A 24,597-nucleotide genomic window follows, 5' to 3' on the forward strand; every position below is an offset into this window, starting at 1 on the left:
AAAACTGGTTTGCTAATTGCTGTTATTGTACCTCGTAACACCGGGAAGTGCTGTAAGTACTTTGCTGCCAAAGAAAATCAAGATTTAGGAGTAGTCAAAGCGCTCCGAAAACCAGTCTCTAAGCTCAATTTATTGAAAGCGACGGTAAATCCATCCCCAGGTGTCTGTAGAGGGATAGTCGCCCCGTCGCTTGGGGCATTGGGCATTGGTAACTTCTTTCCCATGCCCAAAAACTCCATCCCGCAAGTGGCGTGGAGTTTTTCATTCCAGCGCCAGCAACGGAAAGACGAGCGAATACTAAACCTTCTGAACCCTTGGTAAAATAGCCCGTATAAGGTGAATCCTCAGTGATTTTCCAAATATCTGTGTAGCAAACACCACTAGCGTGGATTAGCTTGTCGTAACAGAGGTGGATATCTCGCCTGTCGAACAAATTCCGCACTGCGTCATTAAACAACTGTACAAAGGTTGTCAGTCCCACACCTTGTTGGTAAGGCAGTGGTTCACCGTAGGGTTTAATTGTTTGTAGTTAACTCGTCATACTCGAAAAATCGTTGTCCGGCGTAGAAGCTTGAGGTTTGTTGAGCATAGTCAGTATCAACAGTGGTACTTGGAACAAGAAAAACACCAAGTCGATAATCCCGAAGGCGGGATACACGTTGGGGTAAATAAAGAAAAAGAAGATGACTCCCTGCGATCGGGCAAAGATTGCCAGTACAGCATTAGATGTGTAGCGGTACGGGTCGTTCGCTCCAGGAATGTAGAACAGTGACAGCAGAACCACTAGCAAGCCAGCAAACGAAGTCCATACCGGGTCTTGGGTAGGGCGCTGGTGGAGTAATTCCAGCAACCAGATGGGTGCAAAGATAGCGGGTATACCCATCACGCAGTTTTGGATAACGCCTAACCAGACGATCGCACGAAACCAAACAGCATATTTGTTCATAACTTGGTTATAAAGTTTTGAGATATTCGACTAATGCTTGTTTATCTTTGATGGGTAAATCAGTGCCATAGATATGTCCTTGGTTACTATTGCCGGGAACACTAATGTCGTATTTAAAACCTACACGTTGCGCTTCTTCTCCTTGGGAAATAAAGCCAACTTTTGTCTGGTCGTAGACATCAAATCCTCGGTAAAAAGATGGGGGACGATTCTCTGGTTTTTCTAACAAATCTTGTAAGGATGGCACTGAACCGTTATGGAGATAAGGCGCTCTTAACCAAAGACCATCAAGGGAGACAGATACATAACCATTAGTCTTTCGCAACTCGTTAAAGTCCCAAGAATAACCATCAGCAAATTTGTTGTAAGTATCTGCTGCTTGCTGCGTCCACATATCTAGACGGTGGCGGTCAGTTCCCACCTCTTCAACAGGAATCACCTTACCAGTCCTTTCGCCGCCAAATGCATGACAAGATGCACAAGTACTGCTAAAAATTGCTTTTCCTTGTGTAGCTAGTTGCTCATCAACTGCAAACGGATATTTGGGAGGTGGTAGTTCCGAAATATAATCTTCTACCCGTTGCAGATCCTCTACTGGTAGAGACTCTTTAGTTGCACCGTCACCAATAGCCCCAGTCTGTACTGTTTCTCGCAGCGAAGTTTCTAAACCATCCCAATGCAAGGCAAAGTTTTGGTGTTGCTTTTCATTCCACAGAGGCATCATATCTGAGTTACCAATGGTGTCATCTTTAGGCAACTTTAAGGTAGTGAACTTCACAGGATTAAACGGGTCAATTCTACCTGGACCCCAATTGGGACGAGAATCAGTCCAAGCAAAGTCTGCTTTTTGTTGCAGCAGTCCTTTCTTTGTTTGCGGAATAATTACAAAGCGATAAAGCAGGTTTTCCCACCAGGGAAACTCATGGCTATATTTGATTTCGTCAAGGATATAGTCAGGTTCAAATCTGGGGTCGCTAGCAGCGTTACCGAGAAAGCGGACATAGCCTTGAGAATCAAATTTATTGGCAGGCCCAGCTGCAATGATTGTTGGCTTATCTTTGAGATTTTCTCGATAAGTAGAATGATGACAAACAGCACAAGTTATCCCAACTCTCGGAAACCCAATTGTTTTTTTAGAAAAACCGACTGGTAGCTCTTTACCTTCTTCCCATGTAATTCCCAAAGAAGTATAACCGCCTGGGCCTGGTAGCTGATCGGGAAATATGCGCGGCAATACTAACCAAATCCAATACGGTACACCTTGCGCCTGTTCTGTACCAATAGAACCATATTTAAAATGATCCTCCGGTAACTCATAAACTTCGCTAGGAACTTCGCGGAAAAGGTTATACCATGCCGCGTAACCTACAACCCCAAAAATCAGGACAATAACTACAGCAATTGAGGTGATTATTTTCCCTAATTTTGACTTAAGTATTGCCATAAACTTAGGTTTATCCTTGCTAAAGTATCCTTCAAAGTTTCTTCATGTACTCAACAATTGCATCTTTCTCTTCTGGAGAAAGATCAACACCGTACAAGTGACCGCTGTTGCTGTTACCATCAAGTTTTGTATCTAACTTGAAGTACTGTTTACCATTTTCTTCAGCTACATCAGAGACAAAGCCAACTCTTTCTCTATCGATAACGTCATAGCCCCGATAGAATTCTTTTGGTCTGTTCTCTGGTTTTTCTAGTAAATCCCGTAGGGTGGGGACTGAGCCATTATGCAAATAAGGGCCGCGTAACCAAACACCATCAAGGGGCATATTTGCATAGCCATTAGTCTTGCGGAAATTTTTAAAGCGCCACGGATAACCTGCATACAGGGTATTTTGGTTAGAGATGGTTTCGTAAGTAAATGAATCTAGGCGATGGGGGTCTGTACCAATTTCTTGAATCGGTACAACTTTGCCTGTATAAGCGCCACCAAAAGCGTGACAGCTAGCGCAATTACTTGCAAAAAGTGGTTTTCCTTTGTCCGCTAAAGTTTCATTAACTTCGTAGGGATATTTTGGTGGTGGTAGTTCCCAAAGCCAATCAGCAATTCGAGCAATTCGAGGCAAATCAATCGTGGTGGGTGTGACTCCAGTCCCTAAAGCTGCACTCTTATTGCGTTCATCAACAGAGGTGTTATTACCATCCCAATGTAACTGCAATCCCTCGCGGGGTTTTTGATTCCAAACTGAGGGGAAATCAGAAGTACCAATCAGTTCATCCTGGCGCAATTTTTCCATTGGGAAATGGAACTGAATTGCTTTATAAGGATTAAAAGTGTCTACTCTTCCTGGCCCCCAATCTGGTTGTTCTTCCACGAACTTAAGTCGATATGCCTGATTAATTAGTGCATCTCTAGTTTGGGGAATTGCAATGAAGCGATAAAGTAATTTTTCAATGGGATTAAGACCACCACTGATTTTTTCAATTTCTGGTAACATCCGGTTAGCAGTAAAGCGCTCATCCACACCAACTGCTGATAAAAATTTGATATATCCCTGCAAATTAAGCACATTAGCAGGCATCGTAGTAATGACTTGATGTTCGCTATTAGGGTTATCTCGCAGCGTTCCTGTATGACATACTGCACAATTCAACCCAACTCGATTAATAAAAACTCTCCGTTGTGAAAAACCTATAGGCAAACCTTTATCAGATTCTTTGATAAATCCCAGAGAAGTATAACCTTTTCCAGGTAATTTATCTGGAAATAATTCTGGTAAAACTTTCCAAATCCAGTAAGGAATGCCATTGATAGGTTCGCTGCCAATTGAACCATATTTAAAGTGGTTTTCAATGTCAGCATAATCCACTGGGGAGTTAGACAAAACAGGCCAAAGGAAAAATACTGCGACTGCGACAACACCCACAATCACAACTAAAATCCGTTGGAAGACTCTTTTGATTGAGGTCGGGAGTAGGATAGGGTTTGTTTGTTCAGTCATGAAACACTCCCTATATTATCGAGATTATTTGTCAGGAAAATTGTCAATGTGATACCCATCGCTTTTTATTTAGATGAATTTGCAAACTGAGTTTGATGGAAGACTGACATTACTTCTGCCATCATCTCTTCATAGCTATTGAAGCGATCCTGCTCGTAACAACCCAAGGGATTTTCAATTACATTCAGCAGACATTTATTGCAATATGTACAGGGTTTATCTGCCAGGTCTTTACCTGCTTGAAAAGATTTAGCTAGGTCATTGTTAGCAATTAGAGTCCGAGCCATTGTGACGCCATCGCAATACTTATCATTAATTGCCTGCCGAATATAAGAAGCCTGCTGTAAACCACCTGTACATAATACGGGAATATTAAGGTGTTTTTTAATTTCTCTAGCATCCAGCAAGTTTCTGCCTTGGTTCTCTACTAGTAACTGCTTGATTTTGGGGTCTTTTACATCATCACCACTAAATGCCTGAGGAGGCAATTGCTTTTTCACGCGGTTCCATAAAAGATTGAAAACGGGATGCAAAAATGACTTGCGGAATAAAATGTAGTTGCGTGTAGTTTCTACGCCACTCGACAACATAGCATCATAAGTTTTAGTAATGACATCAAAATTAAAATCACCAATGGGATTAAGTGGGTGAGGAAATAAGCTACCAGTTGATACATGGACGGCATCAGCCCCAGCTTCTTCTGCCCATTTACAAACTTGGATGGAATCTTCTATGGTATTACCTGGTTTTTCCCAAAAGGTGACGGCGTTATTATAATCAACAGCACTAATTTTGAATTGCAGGTGAAAATCGTTGCCTACTTCTTTGCGGATTGCTCGAATTACATCTAGCAAAAACCGCGCTCTATTCTCTAATGAACCACCGTATTCATCTTGACGGTCGTTAATTCCAGAACTGAGAAATTGGTTAAAAAGATATCCATTGGCACTGTGCAATTCTACTCCATCTAAACCTGCTTCACGAGCCCGTCTAGCACCATCGGCAAAGTATTGGATTGTTTCTTTAATTTCTCCTAGTGTCATTGCTTGACACAAAAAGCCGTGGAATGGTTCAGTTTTACTGGTGGAACTTAACGCTTTTTTTCCTAAGTTTTCTACACCACCAATATCCTGCTGTCGTCCAGAATGGCTTAATTGCAAGATAAATTTACAGTCATATTCGTGAACTTTTTCTCCTACTTTTCGCCAAAAAGGAATACGCTCGTCACAGTCAATGGTGGCGTAATTGGGCATAATTCGTCCCCGAATGGCGACTGGGACAAAGGAAGTAATAATAGCCCCTACACCACCGCGAGCAAACTTTTCTTCCCAGTTAATCCGGGCTTGAGTACCTGAACCATCATAGTTATCCCACCTGCCGGAAATACTAGAGCGAAATATTCGATTTTTTACTGTGAGATTACGGAATTTCAATGGTTCAAAGATAATATCGTTTTCCATTTGTTCCTCTATCTTTGGTATTGTTTCGGCAATGTAAGATTAGGCTTCAGAATTTATTCGCAGCATTAATAGCCTCGCCAGAGAACTATTATTTTTAGTGTCTCTGGGAGGACAATTGTTTTATATCTACAAATCCACAGTGGAGGTTTTCGGATGCGATGTCTGTGGCGGGCTGCGCCAACGCTAAGTATTAAGTTTTTGTTACTTAGATTTGTTTAGCAAGTTTCAGCATGGATGCTTACCCCTATTTGTTTTTACCCTTAATAGAGACATTTGTAGCTTGTAAACTTACATCATTCACAGACCAATTCTTAAAAAAAGCGAAAATTTTCGTCTTTATATTTCTCTTAGAAGGTTAAGGCAACCTTAAAAGCATTTTCTAACAATTTGTTACAAACATAACAAAGTACGTAGGTAACGGATATAACCATAGCAAATTGGTTATTGAACACCATTGTAAATTTACAATTTTTTAATTTTCTGGTTTAAAAATGTATAAAAGTTTATTAATGACGATTTGCAAACTTGTGTAGTAAGTTCATATATAACGAACCTCAGTAAGGTACATTTTAAATCATCAAAAACATCCCAAGATTAAATCTGGAAAATGGGAAATCAGTGATGAAGTATTAGTGTACCCCTGCAAACGTGAGGTGCAGTGGAGAAGGTTTAGGTGTTACAACCAGAGAGTTTTATGAAAAAGACAAGTCTAATTTTGAAGGGCTGTCTGCTCCTCCTGTTCGTGACTATGTTTATAGTCTGCGGCTTTTATGGAACGCCTACAGCTCTAGCCGATGAGTATAGTGAAACACCTGCATCTATAAGTAATGAGGATTCGGGTACGGGTGTAAGCCAATACCCTGATAGCTGTGAAGGTATCGGTTATCTCCCTGAGTATACAAAGGAGAATTTGACAGATGCTGAGAAACGGGGTCGTTGCACCTGGTACTTATGGACTGGCGGTAATGCTAAGTACTATCGTGATTTAGCGAAGCGAACGCATGGTGGTGCTGATCTGCTAAAGCTGATTAACTCGGATAAGCATGACGAGCGATTCAAACTCTATGGCGCAATTAACGATCCTGGATGTGAAAAATCGACAGTAAAAGATGAATACGGATTACAGCTAGATAAATGTAAAGACCCGCTCTCAACTGGTGTTATTGGGTTGCGTAAGTTCCCAAACCCCAATTTTGACTCGGCAAAATGGAACCCTGACGAGTATTTCAAAACCTCACAAGTCGAGCCTCCCTACTTGATCGGGCAATCCTGTGCCATCTGTCACGTAGCGTTAGATCCCCTCAACCCACCCAAAGACAAGGAACACCCAAGATGGGAAAACCTCGTACCAGCATTGGGTAATCAGTACATCAAGGAAAACAAATTCTTTGCAGCTAGCGTTGCGGACAATAGTTTTATTAAGCAAGTACTAGACTCTCAGAAACCGGGGACTTCTGATACTTCTCGGATTGCCACCGATGATATCAACAATCCGAATGCGATTAATGCGATTTTTAATTTAAGCGATCGCCCCAAATATCCAGAGGTGATGAACGATGGTTCAACCAAGGATGTTAATCATATTCTCAAGGATGGCGCGGACTCTACAGGAGTAGCAATTGCCTCACTACGCGTCTACGTCAACATTGGGATGTGCGGCGATTACTGGACAACTCTCCATGAGCCTTTATTAGGCAGAACTCCCCAAAAACCTTTTGTGATCGAAAAGGCGCGGAAGGAGTGCGAAGGCTGGAGACAGACAGAAGCACGCATGGCTGATGCAGAAGCATTTCTGAAAACCATCCAGCCGATGCACCTAAAAGATGCACCAGGTGGTGAAGAGTTCTTGACTAAAGATGAAGAAGTTCTCAAACGTGGCAAGCTGGTTTTTGCCAACACTTGTGCTAGTTGCCATTCCAGCAAAAAGCCATCTGTTGAGATTGCTGCTGACCCCGAACAGGCTCAGAAATGGTATGAAGAGTCTGTACTCAGTAGTAATTTTCTTGACCATAACTTCTTGTCTGATGACCAGCGTTATCCAGTTACACTAATTGGTACTAATGCGGCGCGATCGCTGGGGACAAATGCTACTAAGGGGCATATTTGGGATCAGTTCTCGTCGAAGACTTACAAAGAATTGCCGTCACCAGGTATTTTGACGCTGTACAACCCCTTTGATGAGAAAAAACCGATCGAATTTAAGATACCGGATGGCGGTTTGGGATATTACCGCACACCTTCGCTAGTGAGTATTTGGGCAACAGCACCACTGCTTCACAACAACACACTAGGACTTTACAACGAAGATCCTTCAGTGAAAGGACGTATAGAAGCCTATACGGATGCTATGGAAAAGTTACTGTGGCCTGAAAAGCGTGAGGGAATTATCAGCAGGACATCTCGAGATACTAAATTAGAGCTTCCCCCAGGAGATCCGAATCCGAGATTTAGGATTCCTATTCCTAAAGGTATGCCTGTGAATTTGCTGGCAAGCATTAATATTAGAGAGGCGATTACATCTCTCAATCTCAGCAACCTTTTCCAAGACTTGAAACCAGGAGGTGGAATTAAGAGTAAGTTGGCACGCGTGCTTTTAAGAGCCAACAAATCTCCTGACTTTGTTGAAGATGAAGGTCATTATTTTGGCTCAAATCTGCCAGATGAAGATAAGAAAGCCCTAATTGAGTTTGTGAAAACGTTCTAAAATCAATATGCTTGGGTTCCATGATAATTTTACCCCGCAAGATCCTCCCAACCTCCCTTAAAAAGAGGCTTTATTCCCTCCTTTTTAAGGGAGTTAGGGAGGATTAAGCCTTAACCCAAGCGTATTTATTTGCTTCTCAGACAACTTGTCTGGATGCTCTGCACTCGTTCCCAGATTAAATTTTAATCTGTTCAGTTAGCGCCAAAATTATTAAACTGTGTAGGTTAGATTGAGGAAAGAATCCCAACATTTGTGGGGCTTTGTTGGGTTGCACTTTGCTTAACCAAACCTACAATTTTTATTAACCCAAATGGATTGGATCAAATCTGAGAATGAGAAAAATATTTCTTAAATAGCGAGGATATATATGCAGTATTTACCAATCATCTTCGTTCGTGGATATGCAGGTACAGAAAAAGACGTTGAGCAAACGGTCAATGATCCATTCTATGGATTTAATAGTGGTTCAACCCATATTCGAGTGGATGAGAACGAAAATCCTCAGAAGTTTTTTTTCGAGAGTCCATTGCTGCGGCTAATGACCGATCATGGTTATCAACCGATTGTTGATAATCAGAATGTGAGCAACCAGATTAAAAGATTGTTTGGGCAACTTCATAAAACTATTTGGATCTACCGATTTTATGATGTGACTACACCTAGTTTTGGATCTTCAAGTGTAGTTCGACAAGAAATGGAGGAGATAGCTAAGGGTTTAAGAGACCTGATCAAGAATGTCAAGGAAACGACAGGTGCTGAAAAAGTTTATCTTGTCGCCCACTCAATGGGGGGTCTTGTTTGTCGCAGCTTGATTCAAAAGATTTATCCAGATGAAGGCGAGCAAGCTGTCGATCACATTGACAAATTCTTTACCTACGCTACACCTCATGGTGGCATTTATTTTGAGGTCGGGAGTGGCTTAATCGAAAACCTGAGGGACAAGTTCCAATTGAATAATTCCGATGACTTTGGCCCCCAGCGGATGTACCAGTATTTAACACCTCGTGCCGAGGTAGAGAATGAGTTACCCGATAACTTTGAGCTAGAAAAACTACAAAGCATAGAGAATGCATTTTCGCCAAACCGCGTTTTTTCTCTGATCGGCACTAATGCACATGATTATGAAGAGGCTTTCGGTTTTGCACGCAAGACTGTTGGGGTGAAAAGTGATGGTTTAGTTCAGATTGATAGAGCTTACATCACGGGTTCTCACCGTGCCTATGTTCACCGCTCTCATGGTGGACGTTATGGCATATTGAACTCGGAAGAAGGTTATCAAAACCTGCAACGCTTTTTGTTTGGTGATATCCAGGTGAAACTCTCTTTGAGCAATGTTGAGTTACAAGATCGGGATAATAATTTTTATCAACTGGAAACTAGGGTTGCTTTGCGTGGTCTTCCTATTCCCATATATGAACAGGCGATCGCTCATTATTGTCCAATCACCCAAGAGTTAACCAGAATAGATAAACCCATTCCCTTGTTTACAGCCTTTTTAATCCCAAGAAACTCAGCCAGTGATAATAATGTCTGTAGATATGCCCTGCGTTTAGCACTACATTCCTTTACAAAAAAAGAGACTAATTGGTTGCGTGACAGTCATCTCGACCAAGTACCCCTGTGGTCTGACTATCTCATTACTGATGTTGTTGAATTAAATAGCACATACGAAGCAAATTACAGTTGGAATTCCGATGAAAAAGAGCCAGTAACGAAGTTAAATCCCAATCAAGAATCCAGTTTAAATGCATATATTGCATATGTTCCACTACCTGAACGTGGGCAAAAAGTCTTAGGGAGAAATGCGGCAGTTCGCTTGGAAATTTCACGATGGCAATAAATGTGATTGTTAAGTAGTCTGGAAGTAAGGAATGCTTGTTGTTGTGTAGTCAGTGATTAGTTATGGTAATTAGCACTTTTTAATTATTCTGACGAGAGAATAATCAAGTTAAAGAGCGTTAGGTTACTAATGACTAATAACTAATGATTCATTTGTTTTCAGTCTATTAAGAAAGGAAAAATTATGCAGAGTAATCGCAAACAAACGGCTCTTATTACTGGTGCGTCTGGCGGCATCGGTTATGAATTTGCGAAGTTATTTGCTCAGGATGGTTACAATCTTGTGTTGGTAGCTAGAAGCGTGGACAAGCTGAATAAAATTGCTGAAGAATTGAAAAATAAATTTGGCATTAATGTCAAAGTTATTTCCAAGGATTTATCTAACCCATCAGCCTCAGAAGAAATTTTTACTGAGCTAGAACAAGCATCTATCAAAGTTGATGTGCTGGTGAACAATGCTGGATTTGCTACCTACGGATTATTTCACGAAATTGACCTGAACGCTGAACTGCAATTGCTACAGGTTAATGTTGTATGTCTCACACATTTAACCAAGTTATTCCTTAAGGGTATGGTTAAGCGGGGGTCTGGAAAAATATTAAACGTGGCTTCGACTGCTGCTTTCCAACCAGGGCCGCTGATGGCAGTATACTACGCTAGTAAAGCTTATGTCTTATCGTTCACAGAAGCGATCGCTAATGAGTTAGAAGGTACAGGTGTCTCTGTAACAGCGCTTTGTCCAGGGCCTACAGAATCTGGTTTTCAACAAAGAGCTGCGATGGAAAACTCAAAGTTAGTGAGCGGTCAAAAAATTATGACTGCGGAAACAGTAGCCCAAATCGGCTATCGTGGTCTATTAGAAAACAAAACTGTTGTCGTTCCTGGAGTTAAAAATAAGCTCCTTGCCGAATCTGTAAGATTTACTCCCAGAAAGCTAGTGACTAAACTAGTCAGAAATATGCAGGAAAGCAAATAAGTTGTAATATAGCAATCCTAAATCAAACGCTCAGAAACAAGATCCCCGACTTCTTAAAGAAGTCGGGGATCTGCGGGTTGCGATTCTCACAAGTCTTTAATTACGAATTACGAATTACGAATTACGAATTACGAATTATTTTAATCCCCTTGCGGATGTTCATCCCACAAGGTTGTCAGTTCCCGTAAACTTTGATGATTACCATTGCCCAAAATCAGATGATCTAGTACCGGAATACCCAAAAGCTGCGCCCCTGCTAATAACTGACGCGTCAATTCTATATCTTCCTGGCTGGGTTCAAGGTTCCCAGAAGGATGGTTGTGGGCAACTATTACCCGCGTTGCGCCTTGACGGATAACTTCTCGAAAAATATCACGGGGAGAAGCTAAGGTTTCGGTTGCTGTGCCAATGGTAATTATTTGCGTACCCAATAAGCGATTCTTGACATCTAATAGCACCACTGCAAAACGTTCTTGTATTTGCCACATCAAATCTTGACTGAGGGTAGCAGCAGCAGCAAGTGGGCTATCAATTAATGTGCGATCGTTGGGACGAGATTGAAAAGCGCGTTTACCCAATTCAATTGCTGCTAAAATACTTGTCGCCTTCGCTGGGCCAACACCAGAAATTTGCATCAACTCAGCAGGGCTAACTTCTCGCAAAACTACCAAAGGATCGCGTTGATGTTTGCCTAATTCGCTCAAGATATATTGTCCCAAACCCACAGCAGATAGTTTTCCCGGCCCTTGACCAGTGCCTAGAAGAATTGCAATTAACTCCGCTGTGGCTAAAATTTTGGCACCATGCGTCATTAATCGTTCACGCGGACGCTCATTTGTAGGTAGGTCGGCAATTCTGAGGCAATAGGTCATATTAAACTAAGAAAATAGTCACTAAAGATGTAACTATCTTTATTTATCCCTTGTTTGCTTTCAAAATTATCTTTATTTGAGAAAATCTTTAACCTTGGTAAGTTTGTATGGGTAATCTTATTTGCAACTTTCAAAGGGAACATTAAAAATAAGATGATTTAGGGCGATGCCTACGGCGGTATACACTATGTTCGATGATCTATTCAACAATCTCAAAGGTTTTATTGACTCTAAACTTCAAGAAGTCAGTAACGATCTGCAAAAACGCTTCGGCGTTCCCGAACCCGCAGAGCCATTTGTGCTGATTCGTCGATTCACACCTGCCGATTCCACAGTAACAAGGGGAGGCATTGCAATTGTCGGAGAAAGTTGGCGAATTGAAGCCTATGACGACAATACTCAGGTGTTGTTGACTAGTACAGATCCTTTGCGAAATGTCATCTTGTTTGAAATTGCAGAACTCGATGTCCAAGAGTGTGTTTTTGCTTGTCAATTTAACGCGAAAGCGCTAGACACAGAAAAACCAATTAAAGTGAGTTTAGGTTTACGTAGACCAGGACAATGGGGCGCAATGACGACAACTTTATGGTCTACAGGAGTTTCACTAACAGAAGATTTTCAGCCTTATGAAGCACGGGCCCATTTTAAAAAAGAAGCAGATGCTGCCAAAATTCAAATCAGTGTGCAATTTGAGAGTAGTGGCATTCTTCAGATTAAAGATATTGAATTACTGCAAGCCCCTGTCAAGTTACAATCCTGATATGGATTAGACATAAATGATCATAAAGATGTAGCACTGCTACGCCTATACAAGAGTTTTGAATAACGCATATTTAATTTCATCAAATGTCTACTGATAAATTTGGGTTGCTTTGAGCATGTGGTAGGTAATAATCAACTGAGTTAGGGCCAGAGGATAACTTTGGAGTGTTTCTCCAGTTGTACCAGCAATTTTACCCAGTTCTGGATTACTTTCGCGATCGCAAATACTTCGTAAATGGGGCATATCAGAACAAATAATATGCTCTAGCTTATTCACCTGGTCTAAGGTTGCATGACCATCAACTTCTAAGACATCTACAGGCTTACTCATATCCCTGTCTAACCCTAGACGGATCGCTGAGTCAGAATTACCATAGCCAGAGTTCACAATCTGGGTAAAATCTGGATGGGGAATTGTCGGGCGTAATACCAGACGGACATTCAGATGTCCATTGGTTTCATCATCTTCTTCAGTGGGTGGATAGAAACTAATAACTATATCAGACCATTGCCGTTGCGGACGAATAAATTGTGATGAATCTGGTTCGCGCTTTTCTAGTTCCGCTATTACCTGTTCAGCAGTGTAGCCGCGCTTTTGCGTATCTCGTTTTACTTTCCACTTAGTGCGTAGTTCTTCAGGAGGTGCCAGGTAAACTTTCACGTCGTAAGAATCACGGGCAGCACGAGTAGAATAACCGAGTAATCCCTCAATAATCACGAATTTATTGGGCTTGATATACTGGGGTGGCTCAAATGTGCCGGTTTTATGGCTGTAAACTGGCTTGAGAATTGGTTGTCCCGTGCGTAGCAGCGACAGGTGTTGCTGCATAATATCTAAGTGATTGCAGTCCGGGTGGAGAGCGGTGATCCCAATATCTGCACGTTGTTGGCGATCGTAACGGTGATAATCATCTGTACAAATGAGCGTGACATTTTCTGGGCCGAGTACCTGAGCGATTCCTCGTGTTAATGTTGTTTTCCCAGCTGCGCTATCGCCGACAATACCAAGAATTATTGGACGGCTCATTATACCTCCCAGAATAAAAGCAAGTTTATTAATAAAACTTCCCGACAATAGTTTTTATTCTAGAAGGATTTAGGCAAGTAACTCAAGCAAAGGCTTGGTATGCAATATCTCTACATATAGAACGAAAAGCGCTATGATACTTTGGGGCTAAAGCATTAAACAATCCGGTTGACAATTGTCCACACTTCCCCGTCTGAGCGGACATAGGGAACGGAGATTGTTTTGAAGCCAGTGATAAAGGGCTTGTAATAAATCTGCCAATACATTGGACTCAGTTGATTGGCACATGCCTTAAGAAAACGGACTTCTGCCGCCAGTTCTCCCGCCAGCTGATTAATACGTTGAGCATGAACCTGGGCAACTTCTTTCGCTTCTTCTAGCTGCTGCTGTTGGATAAGTTGTTTTGATTCACCTTGCGATCGCACTAACTTACCTTGTTTTTGTTTTATCTTACCTTCCAAGGCGGCGATCGCTGCATCTATGCCCTGGAGTTCAACTGATAATTGGGCATTTTCTCTAGCTTGACGACGGTACGCTTCAACCATTGCCTGGGGTGAATCATTCTCACTAGAGATGACATTATTAATAGTGAGTGCGGCGCGTTCTTCTAGGAGAATCTGAATTTGAGAGTTAAGCGCCGCCATTTCAGCCTGAATTTGCTCCATAAATCAAGTTTTAAGTGCTAAAATAGTTATCTGATTTTTTAAAAGCTTTTTGCGCCTTGGGTATCAAGAGAAAGCGATCGCACCTCGGCTGTAATTCCTTCTTCTTGCCAAGCAGCTAACATCGCCGCCTCCACAGCCTCTGAGTTTAACTTATCCGCTAAAGCTAACAGTGTCGGCCCTGCACCACTAATTACCATACCATAAGCACCAGCACTAACAGCTGCGATGTTGAGAGCATCATAACCAGAAATCAAAGCTTTGCGATAGGGCTGATGCAATTTATCTTGCAAAGCTGTCTTTAACCATTGTCCGTTACCAGTTTCCAAGCCGCGCAACAATAACCCCAAATGTGCCGTATTAAAAATCGCATCGGCGCGACTCACTTCAGTGGGGAGAACGCCCCGCGCCTTTGAAGTAGAAAGTTCAAAATCAGGAATAGCCACAACTGGTACAACATCTTTATGCCAGGGAACATCACAAATTTCCCAACCTGCGCCACTAGTAGCAGCAAGACGACATCCTCCCAACAAAGCTGGAACTACATTATCAGGATGTCCTTCCATTGCGATCGCTAACTCCATCACCTGCGACTGAGAAAGAGTAGCACCCTCAAGTTGATTAGCAGCAACTAACCCACCAACAATTGCTGTCGCCGAACTACCCAAACCCCGCGCCAACGGGACACCTAACTTAATCTCTATTTTCACAGTCGGCGGTGTCTGCTCTATATGTTGATAGAACTTAACAAACGCTTGGTAGAGGAGATTGCTCTCATCAGTTTGGACTCGTTCGGCTTCTGTACCAGTGACATGAATAGTTAGCCCACCTTCTTCTAGGCGAGTGAACTTGAACTCGTTGTACAGCTTTAAAGCCGCACCGATGCAATCAAAACCAGGCCCCAAATTAGCAGTTGTGGCGGGAACGGTAACAGTGATGGCAGAAACAACAGACATTGGTAAAACTCACTAATCATCAACCAGCATCCCATGTAAAGGGTTGATTTGTTTGCTAGTGATGCTAATAATCTGTTGTGGTAGTTTGCATACCTCTACTGAACGCTCTGGTCGTTTGTGGAGTCCCCCAGTCACATGAGCATAACTCAAATGAGTTAAAACTGAAGTATCCAACTTTTACAGACTACATGAATCTGTTATGGCTTTTTACGTATTGATTCTAAAAGAAAAGGAGGACGAGACCGGCGTCACTTACCGCTTTGGCCCACATGAAGATCGTCTCGGCTCTTTATGGATAGATAAATTGAGTGGAGAAATTAAGGAACTTCAAGAAACCCCAGAGCAGAACTCGCAGGCATTTTTTCAACGAGCAGCAGTAAAGGTTTGGCAAAATTGGAAAAAAGGAGCTTTTCCAGAAAAACATATTGGGCATCCTGAGAATGATTTGGTATTGATAGCCTATCCATAGTAGTCGGCTATCAATACTCTGTTTTTCCTCAGAAAGATACCTAGCTTTAGCTTTTTTCGACAAGTCTATTGGTCAAAAAGCTTACTTCAAAGTTCCCAAAACGGGCGCTACCTCAACCTCGGAAATTTGCGGAACCAAGAATCCATTAGCATAAATCTGGGGATTTGTTTGCGAGACTATGGCATAAGACTGGCGAAGATTAGCATTGACTGCGACAGTCTTCACGTCGTACATCTGCATCGCCATTTTGGGATAGAAACCAATACCAATAATCATCAGCAAAAAACAGACGGCGATAAATACCTCACGGGGTCTAGCATCCTCGTAGACTGCATCTTCTGGCACTAAGCAGTCTGTACCAAAACAAACTGTTCCGTCATCTTCTTGATTTTCCAAGCCTGCGTTATTAATGTCACATAGCAGTGCTGCGTCTTTACCATAAAATACTTCTCGCAGCATGGAAAGTAGATAAATCGGTGTGAGAATAACTCCAACGGCGGCGAGAAAAACCGTTACGGTGCAGAAAGTTGAACTGTAAACGTCACTGCTTGTCATCCCAACGAATACCGAGAGTTCGCCAACAAAGCCGCTCATACCGGGAAGCGCTAGGGATGCCATCGCTCCGATTGTAAACAGGGCAAAGACTTTGGGCATGGCTTGACCAATACCGCCCATATCTTTCATTACCATTGTGTGGGTGCGATCGTAAGTGACGCCTGCTAAAAAGAACAGCACTGATGCAATCAAACCATGCGAAATCATCTGCAACATCGCGCCGTTGATTCCCAAATCAGTGAAGGACGCAATGCCAAGCAATACAAATCCCATGTGAGAAATCGACGAATAAGCCAAACGCCGCTTCATATTCGTCTGAGCAAAGGAGTTCAATGCACCATAGATAATGTTGACAACACCGAGAATGGCTAGAACCGGCGCAAAGTAAATGTGTGCATCAGGAAGTAGTTCCAGATTCAGGCGAATCAGTCCATATCCGCCCATCTTCAGCAGCACACCAGCTAAAATCATCGACACAGGCGAGGATGCTTCGCCGTGAGCATCAGGTAACCAGGTATGCATCGGGAAAACAGCAAGCTTGACACCAAATGCAATTAGTAACCCTGCATAAAGTAGCAGTTGTAGAGCGAGGGGATATTCCTTGCTGGCGAGGGCGGTGATGTCAAATGTCATATTACCGCCGCCATATAGCCCCATTGCCAGGGCTGCCACCAAAATAAATATAGAAGCAGCTGCGGTATACAATAAAAATTTCGTAGCCGCATAACGACGCCTTTGCCCACCCCAAATGCAGACTAGTAGGTAGACGGGAATCAGCTCTACTTCCCACATGATGAAAAATAGCAGCAAGTCTTTGGCAACGAACACCCCTACCTGTGCGGAATACAGCACCAGCATTAAAAAATAGAAGAGGCGAGGTCGATGATCAACTTGCCAAGCCGAAAATATTGAGAGTGTGGTGACAAATCCTGCTAAAAGCACAAGTGGCGCTGAAAGCCCATCTACTGATACCGCCCAGTTAAAACCTAACTGAGGAACCCAGGCATAATTTTCCACCATTTGAAAACTAGCACTACTGGCATCGTAATGCTTCCAAAAGGCATAGCACATCAAGGCAAAATCTGCAATACCTACACCCAGTGCATACCACCGCACGAGTTTACCATCTTTATCAGGCAACACAGGGATCAGCAGGGAAGCGACGAGTGGCAGCAAGACAATTGCGGTAAGCCAGGGAAATTGATCCGCTATCATGTATGTATAGAAAAATACTTATTTAGTCAATTATGTCATTCTACTAAACTTTGTAACAATTTCTTCATAAATCTTTGTCCCAGTTAACCGCTTTTAGGGACTGGGGACTGGGGACTGGGTAAGAAAGATTTTTATTTATTTGTTAAGTATTCTTGTGTACGCAGTTCATAATGGTTATTTATTTGCTCACGGTACTAATCCAGCCCGCAACGCACGGACAGCAGCTTGTGTCCGGTCAGCAACACAGAGTTTATTGAGAATACCTCGAACATGAGTTTTGACAGTACCGACTGTTAGATAGAGCCTTTTAGCAATTTCTGCATTGTCACAGCCAGCGACAATTAACTCTAAAACATCCATCTCTCTGTGAGTTAAAGGATAGCTGACTATACTTTTCTCAACATCTGGGTCAATACCTTCAATCAAAACTCTTTTTCCAGATGCGCCTCTGTTGCCATCGGGGAAATCTTGACGTATTTGTTGTAGTACAAGGTCTGCGATCGCAGGATCAATCCATGAGCTGCCTGAGTATGTCGTTTGCACAGCCTCTACTAGTTTCTCAGTTTCGATATCCTTCATGCAATAAGAATCTGCACCTGCTGCAAATGCTGCTAAAACTGCTTGTTCGCTATTCTGCATCGTTAAAATTAGCAGCTTTGTTGTATAATCTTCGTTTTCTGCTTGATATTGCCTAAATGTGCGTGTTAGCTCAATACCATCCATGTCAGGCAAACCAATGTCAATAGTAGCAACATCCGGCTTGAGAGTTTTCAGAAGTTTGATGCCGTCGGCTGCATTGGCTGCTTCACCAACAATGTTAAACTCTGGCTGAGTTTGTAAGGCAGACCGCAAGCCGATTCTTGTCAGGTTGTGATCTTCAATCACAAGGATCTTGATTTCACTCATAGTTGCTTAACTTTACTGTTATTTATCTCAAGTACAGATTAAAATAATCTCGTTCTTCTATTCGGGATCTTATACAAAAAGCAATGCATTTGGTTTTATTCCCTGAACTTCATCTACCATTAGACATAAATAACCTTATCTCGTAAGCTTTTCTAAGGCAAGAGTTCCGATATGATAATATAATTCAATCAAAAAATATTTTTATACATTAACCTGAGGATAGATGTTTTATAGTAAACAATTTCTTGTTTACTATCTCAGTGTTTATTTGAACCACATCTACCCTTGGGGCACAGCATTGCTCATTGGTGTCAACTTAAGCTCAAATACGCAATTTTCTATAGTTTTAGATCCCCCAACCTCTTTAAAAAGGGGGCAAAAAATTCTAGTTCCCCTCTTAGAAAGGGGGGATCGAAAATCTAAGCGGTACATCAATTTTCACTCTTCTTGTCAGACTAAGCTTTTATGTTAAGTTGACATGCATTGGCAATGCTGTGTCCCTATTGCATGGTCTATTTACCTAAAAAGAACTATAAGTTATTATTTTATACATTTTACTAGCAAGCGACAGTATATTTACTTAAATAGCTAGATATTTAACTCAGGAAACTCTAAAAGAAAATGTGAATCCTTAATAATCTTAGCGCTGGTGAAGTAAGCTATTACTAGATTTGCTAGGGATAGCCAAGCACTTCTTTTTTTATTTAGCCATGTCTTTAACTAAAACTGTCAAAAAAGATAAAATTCTCGTTGTCGATGATGTTTTTGATAATCTACTGGTCTTAGAAGCAGTCCTAGAAGATGAGGACTATGAGATTAGCTTGGTGGAAGATAGCAAGATTGCTCTGGCTATGGTTGAGGAGTCACCGCCAGATATAATTCTCTTAGATGTGATGATGCCAGAGCTAGATGGCTATGAATTTACTCGACGCATCCGAAAGAATCAGGCATTGCCATTTATCCCCATTCTGCTGCTCACGGCTCACTATCAGTCTAGCGTTGTTGAAGGACTCGACGCTGGTGCAGATGACTTCATTCGTAAACCATTCGATCCTGATGAACTACATGCACGAGTGCGATCGCTCCTGCGTCTCAAGCATAGTATCGATGAACGAGATCAGATGGCTAACCTGCGGGCAGATTTTGTCTCGCGTTTTACTCACGATTTACGCATACCACTAGTAGCCTCCAACCGCGTATTAAAATTATTACTAGAAGGGAGATTTTGCGAGGTTTCACCACAATTGCAAGAATTAATTGATACCATGATTGGTAGTAATCAAGACCTGCTGGAAATGGTAAATACCTTGCTAGAAGTTTATCGTCATGAAGCGGGCTGTAAAACCTTAAAAATTTCTCCCTGCAATATTCAGGAATTAGTTAGTGAAGTTTCCCAAGAATTAACTCCCTTAGCTGAAGAAAAAGGATTAGCTGTAAATATTGATCGAGGTGAAACTGCAAGCACCATCATGGGCGATCGCATAGAACTGCGGCGAGTTTTGACAAATATTATCGGCAATGCCATCAAATTTACAGACAAGGGTTCTGTAGATATTCACTGCTATCTAACTCCGGTAGCTGTGACTATTGATATCCAAGATACAGGGCCAGGAATTTCTAAACAAGATCAGGCAATATTATTCGAGCGATTTCGTCAAGGTAAACACCAGCGTTCTGGTAGTGGTTTGGGACTATATCTATCTCGCTGTATTATCGAAGCGCATCAAGGCACAATCGATGTGACATCTGAACCAGGGCAGGGTAGTACATTCACTATACGTCTACCTGTCGCCGGTGAAAACTAAAAGTAGACAGACGAAAATTATTACTGATCAATTTCTGGAACAACATGGGGACAGCTACTATCTCAATTAGTCAGACAAATAGAGGCAATTCATGAATTGCCTCTATTTGAGCAAATTATTAAAGGTAGGGAAATTTTCGCTTGTACTAATCTAAAGTCTTTTTAACTTCATCTTTGATATTTTCAGCAGTGTTGCGGACTTGAGCTTCAGCTTGTTTTGCTTTCCCTTCAGCTTTATCTTTAGGATCGCCAGTTACTTCGCCAATTGCCTCTTGTACTTTTCCTTCGATATTTTTAGCAAAAGCTTTTGCTTTATCTTCGATACTCATTTTTTTGTTCCTAAAAGATGTTAAGTGGTGATTTTTTGTTGCTCGCTCGAAAAGCACTGCAATATCTATAGATTACTTTTAGACAACTTTTAATTCTTCTATCTGACGATGTTTTTATGAAGAATATTTGTGTCCGTTGTACATAATTATTTAACCTTAAAACTCATCTTGAGGAATTCAAGTAATATCCAAAAGAAGGAAAGGTAACATTCTATTCTTCTATCTTGAGACAAAATAATTTATAACTTCAGATAGATAGCGATGATGATAAACCGCAACTTGGCTTATTACCACTGGATATGGTAAATATGTCAACGGGGTGCGGAGGCTTCCAAGTTGGTGATCGATAGTGCAATATAAAGCCTTCTCTTTTCCCAAGGAGAGACGCGATCGCTTAGAGCGAGTCTGCGGACTCAATTCTGGGTAAATTAAACGAGACGGTTCAAAATACTTTCGTCTTTAATCACTGAATGAGGTTAGTTAGATGTCTGAACTTACGGACGAGCTTCAATATATTTTGAATTGGTTAAAATCTAGCAATCTTGATTTCTTTGATTGTTACAATCCAGGTTTAACTCGCCAGCAGATTGACGAGATTACTAAGGATTTACCATTCCGGTTATCCGAAGAATTATACGAACTTTATCAATGGCGCAATGGAACCGCCGATCTTGGTTATAACAATGGCTATCTACCACTCTATTTTTTGTTTCCTGAGCAATTAAAAGCCGATGTCATTTGTTCTTTTTGTTCCTTGCAAGATTCAGTTTATATTTACAAAAGTATAGGAAAAGCAACTAACTACGATGATGCATATTGGAAGAAAAAATGGTTTCCTATTGCTGCGTATGAAACTAAAAGAATGCTTTATGTAGTCGGCGATCTCAATCCATCTCCGGTTTATCTTTGGGATGTTGGTTGCCTTGATGATTCAGTAAGAACATATAAAAATCTCATCAGTATGATATCTGTAATTGCAGAGTGTTGTGAGTTTGGTTTATATCAACTTCTACCAGATGAAGACGGAGAAGACGATGACATGATAATCCGAATAGATGAAGAAAAGCTGGAACTTTAAAAAGAGATATATCGAAAATATAACTCATAATTACAGTAAATATGAATTACAGTAAATATGAAGCCGGATAGAAACAAATTGCTTCCTTAGAGAAACTGTGGTATTTGAATATGAATAAGAAAAGTGCTGAACTTGAAAAAAAGAATATGGACAATGAAGTACTTATTTATAGTTTGGGTGCTTATACTATCTTTAGTCGCTCCTAATGCAGCGATGTCTGACAACAAGCCGCTTTCCGTCTACGCTGAAGTAAAACACCCCTACACCTTAATATCTGGACTTGGCACAATCCACCATCCAGTTTCCACTTCTAATCCCCAAGCGCAAGAGTTTTTCGATCAGGGATTAAATTTAATTTACGCTTTTAATCATGATGAGGCGGTGCGTTCTTTTGAATACGCTGCCAAACTAGATCCGCATTTAGCGATCGCATATTGGGGTATTGCTCTGGCTCTAGGCCCCAATATTAACTCAGCAATAGACCCCAACCGGGAATTAGCCGCTTACCAAGCAGTACAGCAAGCTTTGGCACTTTCTACCCAAGCATCTACCCAAGAACGAGACTACATTACCGCCTTGGCAAAACGTTACTCTCAAGATGCTGATGCCGACTTGTATCAACTAGCACTTTACTACGCAAAAGCAATGGCAACACTAGTCAAGCGTTATCCTGATGATTTGGATGCGGCGACGCTTTACGCTGAAAGCTTGATGGATCTGCACCCTTGGCAGCATTGGACTAAAGATGGCAAGCCACAGCCAGATACAGAAGAAATCGTCGCTATTTTAGAATCAGTTCTCAAACGTAACCCGAATCACACGGGAGCTAATCATTACTATATTCATGCAGTGGAAGCCTCACCTTCTCCAGAACGGGCCCTTGTGAGTGCCAAAAGACTCGGGACTCTAGCGCCAGCAGCGGGACACTTGGTACACATGCCAAGTCATATTTATTTTCGTGTCGGAGATTATGAAGGGGCAATGCAGGCAAACAAACAGGCGATCGCTCAAGATGATATTTATATCAAAAAATATCAAGTTCAGGGCACTTACCCCATGATCTACTACAACCACAATGTACATTTTCTCATGGTTGCCAGCAGTATGGCAGGAAGATATGAAGATGCTCTCCAATCCGCAGATAAATTAGTCGCAAATGCTACTGCTATTGACCCGTATGCACCAATGCTTGAGGGATTTCTGGGCAGCAAAATGCTGATTCAGACACGCTTTTGTGATTGGGATGCCATCTTAAAAACTCCTGCCCCTGATGCGAAATTGCCCACTACCACAGCACTTTGGCATTTTGCTCGCGGTATGGCGATTGCAGCCACAGGCAAACTTGAAGATGCAGCAAGTGAAAGTCGGGCATTACTGGCCGCCAAACAGGTAATTCCCATCGAAGCAACCATTGGGTTCAGTCCCGCCAGTCGCATTTTAGACATTGCCTCAAAAGTTCTAGACGCCAAAATTGCTAGAGAAAAGCATGATTATGAATCTGCCATTCAATTGCTAGAAAAAGCGGTGACAGTAGAAGATGCCCTCGATTACGTGGAACCACCAGACTGGTACTTTCCGACGCGGGAATCTTTGGGCGCTGTGTTTTTGGCTAAGGGCGACTACAGAGAGGCTGAGAATGTCTTTCGTGCTGATCTAAAAAAGTATCCCCATAATGGGCGTTCTCTGTTTGGCTTGCAGGCAAGTTTGCTGGCACTGGGTAAAGATCAGGCTGCTCAACTTGTCAAAGCCGAATTGGAAATAGCTTGGAAAGGTGATGCTCGGCAACTTGACAGAGCCAAAATTTAATTAAAAAATTTAAAATCATTGCACCCCTACAAGAAAGCAAGCTCCGCGCAGCACCGATCAGAAGAGAAGTTCAGCCCTTGGCGTTGGCGGAAACCACCCTTTTGTAAAGAAGACTGTGGAAACGGGTGACGCTGCGCGAACAATTTTGAATTGTTATATGTTGCCTGACTTTGCCTTTCATATTAAAATTTTGGAGTAATGCTTCATGGTTAATGCAGTCAAACGTTCAATTCGGATATTCAAAGATGCGCCCCTGCATGTCTGATTTTCTATATCACCCTACAAAATTTATCTTCTTCCATTTCCAACCTTTTTTGCGATGGGCTGTACTTAGGGTAGTAGGGGCGGGCGATCGCTTAAGTGCGATCAGATCACTGGTTAACTATCTGTTAACTATCTACTGGATGCAGAGAGTTGGCTCCTATGTCATCCTAGATTAGGAGAGTTAATTCGGTGAGTCTTTGATTTTAGTATTGAAGGGCTTTTTCCTTTTAGTATTTACAGACTTATCAGAGAAATTAAAATCTCTACACAGTGATGATTTTGGAGAGAATCGATGTCAATTTATGTAGGTAACCTCTCTTATGACGTTACACAAGAAGATTTAAGTGGTATTTTTGCAGAATATGGTACTGTAAAGCGAGTTCAAGTACCTACTGACCGGGAAACAGGTCGTCCGCGAGGCTTTGCTTTTGTGGAAATGGGAACTGAAGCTGAAGAAACAGCTGCCATTGAAGCTCTCGACGGTGCTGAGTGGATGGGTCGTGACCTGAAAGTGAATAAGGCTAAACCCAAGGAAGACAGAGGTTCGTTTGGTGGTAACCGAGGAGGATACGGCGGCGGCGGCGGCGGTGGACGCAATCGCTACTAACCTTGGAAACAAAAAAATCTACCTAGAGTCTTAAGGTCAGACAAGGAGTCTGTCTTTTTTTTGTAATGTTACCGAAACAGTGCTGAGTGCCCAGGAACGAGTGCTTGTCCTGATTTCAATCCCCTAGATTTATCTATGGGGTTACTCAGCACTCGGCACTTCTGAATGCCTCTATAGCCATTGATGAAGTCAACTTAGTAGGAGAAATAATGACCCAAGTAATTGTAGGTGACAATGAACATATTGAGTCAGCCTTACGACGATTTAAGCGAGAAGTTTCCAAGGCTGGAATTTTTCCAGACATGAGAAAACATCGTCATTTTGAAACGCCTCTAGAAAAACGCAAGCGCAAAGAAGTTGCCAAGCACAGACAGAGTAAGAGAAGTTTCCGTAATTAAGGACTGACATAGATATAAAA

General features: G+C 41.9%; 22 protein-coding genes and 1 pseudogene. 11 read left to right on the top strand and 12 right to left on the bottom strand.

What is annotated here, in order from left to right:
• A pseudogene (locus HWQ44_RS00785) lies at positions 1 to 321 on the top strand (hypothetical protein); the annotation flags it as partial.
• A gap of 208 nt (positions 322 to 529) precedes the next feature.
• On the opposite strand, the gene HWQ44_RS00790 reads toward HWQ44_RS00785, so the two are convergent.
• The 4 genes from HWQ44_RS00790 to HWQ44_RS00805 form a co-directional block, all read right to left on the bottom strand.
• Positions 530 to 946: a hypothetical protein gene (locus tag HWQ44_RS00790; protein ID WP_292713633.1), complete on the bottom strand. Its 417-nt coding sequence runs from the start codon at positions 944 to 946 to the stop codon at positions 530 to 532.
• Positions 947 to 953: 7 nt separating this feature from the next.
• A complete protein-coding gene (locus HWQ44_RS00795; protein WP_292713635.1) occupies positions 954 to 2,390 on the bottom strand; it encodes a cytochrome c in 1,437 nt (478 codons plus the stop codon).
• A 31-nt stretch (positions 2,391 to 2,421) separates the two neighbouring features.
• Positions 2,422 to 3,888 (bottom strand): cytochrome c, encoded by a 1,467-nt coding sequence (locus tag HWQ44_RS00800; RefSeq protein WP_292713637.1) that lies wholly within the window; start codon positions 3,886 to 3,888, stop codon positions 2,422 to 2,424.
• A gap of 65 nt (positions 3,889 to 3,953) precedes the next feature.
• Complete coding sequence (locus tag HWQ44_RS00805) at positions 3,954 to 5,348, bottom strand: NADH:flavin oxidoreductase (RefSeq protein WP_292713639.1); 1,395 nt, start codon at positions 5,346 to 5,348, stop codon at positions 3,954 to 3,956.
• A 694-nt stretch (positions 5,349 to 6,042) separates the two neighbouring features.
• Here HWQ44_RS00805 and HWQ44_RS00810 point away from each other — a divergent pair.
• From HWQ44_RS00810 to HWQ44_RS00820, 3 genes are all read left to right on the top strand, one after another.
• On the top strand, positions 6,043 to 8,052 hold the full coding sequence (locus tag HWQ44_RS00810) for a hypothetical protein (protein WP_292713641.1): 2,010 nt from the start codon (positions 6,043 to 6,045) through the stop codon (positions 8,050 to 8,052).
• Between the two features lie 367 nt (positions 8,053 to 8,419).
• Complete coding sequence (locus HWQ44_RS00815; protein WP_292713643.1) at positions 8,420 to 9,892, top strand: alpha/beta hydrolase; 1,473 nt, start codon at positions 8,420 to 8,422, stop codon at positions 9,890 to 9,892.
• A gap of 183 nt (positions 9,893 to 10,075) precedes the next feature.
• Positions 10,076 to 10,867, top strand: a complete 792-nt coding sequence (locus HWQ44_RS00820) for an SDR family oxidoreductase (RefSeq protein ID WP_292713645.1) — start codon at positions 10,076 to 10,078, stop codon at positions 10,865 to 10,867.
• 140 nt (positions 10,868 to 11,007) lie between these two features.
• On the opposite strand, the gene radC is transcribed toward HWQ44_RS00820, so the two are convergent.
• Entirely contained in the window at positions 11,008 to 11,739 is a 732-nt protein-coding gene (gene radC, locus HWQ44_RS00825; RefSeq protein ID WP_292713647.1) for a DNA repair protein RadC, read from the bottom strand.
• A gap of 187 nt (positions 11,740 to 11,926) precedes the next feature.
• On the opposite strand from radC, the gene HWQ44_RS00830 reads away from it, so the two are divergent.
• Entirely contained in the window at positions 11,927 to 12,499 is a 573-nt protein-coding gene (locus tag HWQ44_RS00830; protein WP_292713649.1) for a hypothetical protein, read from the top strand.
• A gap of 90 nt (positions 12,500 to 12,589) precedes the next feature.
• Here HWQ44_RS00830 and HWQ44_RS00835 read toward each other — a convergent pair whose 3' ends face one another.
• From HWQ44_RS00835 to HWQ44_RS00850, 4 genes are all read right to left on the bottom strand, one after another.
• Positions 12,590 to 13,528, bottom strand: coding sequence for a phosphoribulokinase (locus HWQ44_RS00835; protein ID WP_292713651.1), 939 nt, complete (start codon positions 13,526 to 13,528; stop codon positions 12,590 to 12,592).
• 155 nt (positions 13,529 to 13,683) lie between these two features.
• Positions 13,684 to 14,193: a hypothetical protein gene (locus HWQ44_RS00840; RefSeq protein ID WP_292713652.1), complete on the bottom strand. Its 510-nt coding sequence runs from the start codon at positions 14,191 to 14,193 to the stop codon at positions 13,684 to 13,686.
• A gap of 38 nt (positions 14,194 to 14,231) precedes the next feature.
• Positions 14,232 to 15,146, bottom strand: a complete 915-nt coding sequence (thrB, locus tag HWQ44_RS00845) for a homoserine kinase (protein ID WP_292713653.1) — start codon at positions 15,144 to 15,146, stop codon at positions 14,232 to 14,234.
• Positions 15,147 to 15,158: 12 nt separating this feature from the next.
• Positions 15,159 to 15,320 carry a hypothetical protein gene (locus HWQ44_RS00850; RefSeq protein WP_292713654.1) on the bottom strand — a complete coding sequence of 54 codons (162 nt, stop codon included), beginning with the start codon at positions 15,318 to 15,320 and terminating at the stop codon, positions 15,159 to 15,161.
• A 25-nt stretch (positions 15,321 to 15,345) separates the two neighbouring features.
• Between HWQ44_RS00850 and HWQ44_RS00855 the strand changes: the two genes are divergently transcribed.
• Positions 15,346 to 15,615, top strand: coding sequence for a hypothetical protein (locus HWQ44_RS00855; RefSeq protein WP_292713656.1), 270 nt, complete (start codon positions 15,346 to 15,348; stop codon positions 15,613 to 15,615).
• 81 nt (positions 15,616 to 15,696) lie between these two features.
• Here HWQ44_RS00855 and HWQ44_RS00860 read toward each other — a convergent pair whose 3' ends face one another.
• Both HWQ44_RS00860 and HWQ44_RS00865 read right to left on the bottom strand, forming a co-directional pair.
• The gene (locus HWQ44_RS00860) at positions 15,697 to 17,385 is read right to left on the bottom strand and encodes an NAD(P)H-quinone oxidoreductase subunit 4 (protein ID WP_292713658.1); all 1,689 of its coding nucleotides are present in this window, start codon (positions 17,383 to 17,385) and stop codon (positions 15,697 to 15,699) included.
• Positions 17,386 to 17,571: 186 nt separating this feature from the next.
• On the bottom strand, positions 17,572 to 18,291 hold the full coding sequence (locus HWQ44_RS00865; protein WP_292713660.1) for a response regulator transcription factor: 720 nt from the start codon (positions 18,289 to 18,291) through the stop codon (positions 17,572 to 17,574).
• A 710-nt stretch (positions 18,292 to 19,001) separates the two neighbouring features.
• On the opposite strand from HWQ44_RS00865, the gene HWQ44_RS00870 reads away from it, so the two are divergent.
• Positions 19,002 to 20,096, top strand: a complete 1,095-nt coding sequence (locus HWQ44_RS00870) for a hybrid sensor histidine kinase/response regulator (protein WP_292713662.1) — start codon at positions 19,002 to 19,004, stop codon at positions 20,094 to 20,096.
• 145 nt (positions 20,097 to 20,241) lie between these two features.
• Here the strand turns inward: HWQ44_RS00870 and HWQ44_RS00875 are convergent, their stop codons facing one another.
• Positions 20,242 to 20,424 (bottom strand): CsbD family protein, encoded by a 183-nt coding sequence (locus HWQ44_RS00875; protein ID WP_292713664.1) that lies wholly within the window; start codon positions 20,422 to 20,424, stop codon positions 20,242 to 20,244.
• Between the two features lie 484 nt (positions 20,425 to 20,908).
• Here HWQ44_RS00875 and HWQ44_RS00880 point away from each other — a divergent pair, with 484 nt between their 5' ends.
• From HWQ44_RS00880 to rpsU, 4 genes are all read left to right on the top strand, one after another.
• Entirely contained in the window at positions 20,909 to 21,502 is a 594-nt protein-coding gene (locus HWQ44_RS00880) for an SMI1/KNR4 family protein (RefSeq protein WP_292713666.1), read from the top strand.
• A gap of 153 nt (positions 21,503 to 21,655) precedes the next feature.
• Positions 21,656 to 23,308 carry a hypothetical protein gene (locus tag HWQ44_RS00885; protein WP_292713668.1) on the top strand — a complete coding sequence of 551 codons (1,653 nt, stop codon included), beginning with the start codon at positions 21,656 to 21,658 and terminating at the stop codon, positions 23,306 to 23,308.
• Positions 23,309 to 23,864: 556 nt separating this feature from the next.
• Positions 23,865 to 24,179: an RNA-binding protein gene (locus HWQ44_RS00890; protein ID WP_292713670.1), complete on the top strand. Its 315-nt coding sequence runs from the start codon at positions 23,865 to 23,867 to the stop codon at positions 24,177 to 24,179.
• A gap of 209 nt (positions 24,180 to 24,388) precedes the next feature.
• Positions 24,389 to 24,577: a 30S ribosomal protein S21 gene (gene rpsU / locus HWQ44_RS00895; RefSeq protein WP_012407716.1), complete on the top strand. Its 189-nt coding sequence runs from the start codon at positions 24,389 to 24,391 to the stop codon at positions 24,575 to 24,577.
• The last annotated feature ends 20 nt before the right edge of the window (positions 24,578 to 24,597 follow it).

This window comes from Nostoc sp. JL34 (assembly GCF_017114945.1).
Lineage (GTDB): Bacteria > Cyanobacteriota > Cyanobacteriia > Cyanobacteriales > Nostocaceae > Nostoc.